3 protein-coding genes are annotated in these 3,230 nt (G+C 59.9%); all 3 read left to right on the forward strand.

Features of this window, described 5'->3' with window-relative positions; all coding sequences use genetic code 11:
- Positions 1-50: 50 nt before the first annotated feature.
- The gene (locus AB4Z11_RS27445) at positions 51-1,688 is read left to right on the forward strand and encodes a TldD/PmbA family protein (protein WP_442029008.1); all 1,638 of its coding nucleotides are present in this window, start codon (positions 51-53) and stop codon (positions 1,686-1,688) included.
- Positions 1,689-1,696: 8 nt separating this feature from the next.
- Entirely contained in the window at positions 1,697-3,031 is a 1,335-nt protein-coding gene (locus AB4Z11_RS27450) for a TldD/PmbA family protein (protein ID WP_442029009.1), read from the forward strand.
- Positions 3,032-3,042: 11 nt separating this feature from the next.
- The coding region (locus AB4Z11_RS27455) for a DUF4159 domain-containing protein (protein ID WP_442029010.1) at positions 3,043-3,230 on the forward strand (188 nt) is incomplete at its 3' end.

Below are 3,230 nucleotides of genomic sequence, written 5' to 3' on the forward strand. Positions count from 1 at the left end.
CGGTGTGCCTGCCACCTGTTTTTAGGTCTGGTTTAGTATTTGGAGCAAGCGTGGAACGCAGAACATTCCTGAAACTCAGCGCCGCCGCAGGTAGCGCTCTCATCGTGCCCGTCTTCGGCAATGCCATCGCAGCCGAAGAGCTGCTCAACCCGATGGCGCGTCAATTCAAGAAGCAGCTGGCCGACGCCGCAATGAACTCCGCCACCAAAGCCGGCGCGACATACTGCGACGTGCGCATTGGCCGTTACCTGAATCAGTTCATCACTACCCGTGACCTGAACGTCGAGAACATCGTCAATACCGAAAGCTCCGGCGTCGGTGTGCGCGTGATCGCCAACGGCGCCTACGGCTTCGCCGCCACCAATGTGATGACCATGGATGCCGTTGCCGACGCAGCGCGCCAGGCCGTCGCCATCGCCAAGGCCAACGCCAAGCTGCAAACGGAACCGGTGCAACTGGCGCCGGTAAAAGGCGTCGGCGAAGTGGCATGGAGCACGCCATACAAGAAGGACTGGCGCACGGTGCCGGTGAAGGACAAGGCCGAGATGCTGATCGCCGCCAACAAGGCTGGTATGGATGCCGGCGCCTCCTTCATGCAGTCCATGCTGTTCCAGGTCAACCAGCAGAAGTATTTCGCGTCCACCGACGGCTCCTACATCGACCAGGACATTCACCGTCTGTGGTCCCCACTGACCGCGACCGCCGTGGACAAGTCCACCGGCAAATTCCGCACCCGTGATGGCCTGTCTTCGCCGGCCGGTATGGGCTATGAATTCTTCGATGCCAAACAGGAGCACAAAGTACGTGCCGCGGGCGGCGTCACTACCCTGTACAAAGGCGGCTACGATCTGATTGAAGACGCCAAGGCCGCAGGGCRCCAGGCCAAGGAAAAGCTGACCGCCAAATCGGTCGAACCGGGCAAGTACGATCTGGTGCTATCGCCCGAACACCTGTTCCTGACCATCCACGAATCCGTCGGCCACGCCACGGAACTGGACCGCGTGCTGGGCTACGAGGCGAACTACGCCGGCACCAGCTTCGCTACGCTGGACAAGTGGCAGTCGAAGAAATTCAAATACGGGTCGGACCTCGTCAACATCGTCGCCGAGAAAACCACGCCGGGTTCGCTGGGTGCAGTGGCCTACGACGATGAAGGGGTGCCGGCCAAGAAGTGGGACCTGATCCGCAACGGCATTCTGGTCAACTACCAGGCCACCCGCGATCAGGCGCACATCATCGGCGAAAAAGAATCGCATGGCTGCTCTTACGCGGATTCGTGGAGCAGCGTGCAGTTCCAGCGTATGCCGAACGTCTCGCTGGAAGCAGGCAAGAAACCAATGACGCCGGACGAACTGGTGAAAGATGTGAAGAAGGGCATCTACATCATGGGCCGCGGTTCCTATTCGATCGACCAGCAGCGCTACAACTTCCAGTTCGGCGGCCAGCTGTTCTACGAAATCAAGGACGGCAAAGTTGGCCAGATGCTGAATGACGTGGCCTACCAGTCCAACACCCAGGAATTCTGGAACTCCTGCGCAGCGATGTGCGATGAGCGCGACTGGCGCATGGGCGGCTCCTTCTTTGACGGCAAGGGCCAGCCTTCGCAGGTCAGCGCCGTATCGCACGGCTCCTCCACCACGCGCTTCAATGCCGTGAACGTGATTAACACTGCCCGCAAGATCGGCTGAGGAACACCATGAAATTGCTGAATCAGGAAGAAGCAAAACGCATCACCGACAAAGTGATGTCCCTGTCCAAGGCGGACGAATGCCGTGTGGTGCTGACCGGCAGCCGCAAGGGCAATGTGCGCTATGCACGCAACAGCGTCTCCACCGCGGGCCTGAACGAAGACACCACGCTGCAGGTGAGCGTCGCCTTCGGCAAGCGCCAGGGCGCCGCCACTGTCAACCAGTTCGACGAGAAATCGCTGGAAGCGGCCGTGCGCCGCGCCGAAGAAGTCGCGCGTCTGGCGCCGGAAAATCCGGAATTCGTGCCGGCCATCGGCAAGCAGGAATTCAAGCCGACCGCCACCTACACGCCGGCCGCCGAAGCCTTCAATCCCGAGTATCGCGCCGACGTGGCATTCGCCAGTATCGATGCAGCACGCAAGAAAGGCCTGGTAGCAGCTGGCTTCTTCAACGATAGCATCGGCTTCGATTGCATCGCCAACTCGAACGGCGTGTTCGGTTTCCAGCAGACCGCTGGCCTGAACTTTACCGTCACTACGCGTACCGAAGACGGCCGCGGTTCGGGCTGGGTCAGCCGCGCTGCCTACGATCCAAAGCAATTCGACGCACGCGAAGCATCCGAAATCGCGATTGAAAAAGCACTGCGTTCGGTGGACGCCAAGGCACTGGAACCAGGCCGCTACACGGTCGTGATGGAGCCTGCCGCCACCAACGATTTGCTGAACTTCATGTTCAATGCTTTCAGCGCGCGTAATGCCGACGAAGGCCGCAGCTTCCTGTCCAAGAAGGGCGGCGCCAACCGCCTGGGAGACAAGCTGTTCGATGAACAAGTGAATATCTGGACCGACCCGTGGGACCCTCGCGCGCCGGTGCTGCCATGGGACCAGAACTCCATGATGGCCCGTACCCGCCGTGATCTGATCAAGAATGGCGTGGTCGCATCGCTCGACTACGATCGCTACTGGGCGCAGAAGCAGAACAAGCAGGCCGTGGCCAGTGCCGGCAATATCATCATGGCGGGCGGCGACAAGTCCACCGAGGAGCTGATTGCCAGCACCAAGAAGGGCATCCTGGTCACGCGCACCTGGTACATCCGCATGGTTGATCCGCAGGCGGTGGCGCTGACCGGCCTGACCCGTGACGGCACGTTCTACATCGAGAACGGCAAGATCAAGCATCCGATCAAGAACTTCCGCTTCAACGACAGCCCGGTATCGATGCTGAACAATATCGATGAACTGGGCAAGCCGGTGCTGATGGGCGACACCGATTCGCGCAAGCTGATGCTGCCGGCGATGAAGGTGCGTGACTTCAACTTCACCTCCTTGTCGGACGCGGTTTAAACGGCGCTGCAATGCCGAGCTACGATTTCTATTTCACGCGCCTGATGTATGAATCGGGCGACTGGGATGTGGACATCCRCATGCCGAGCAATGTGCTCAACTCCCTGGTCGAATACACGACCCTGAAAGTTGATCCCGTTGAGCGTATCGTGCCGCTGTCCGACCCCAGGATGCTGGAAGCGCCGTTCTGCTATATGGC

Source organism: Pseudoduganella sp. RAF53_2 (assembly GCF_052113985.1).
Taxonomy (GTDB): domain Bacteria; phylum Pseudomonadota; class Gammaproteobacteria; order Burkholderiales; family Burkholderiaceae_D; genus Rugamonas.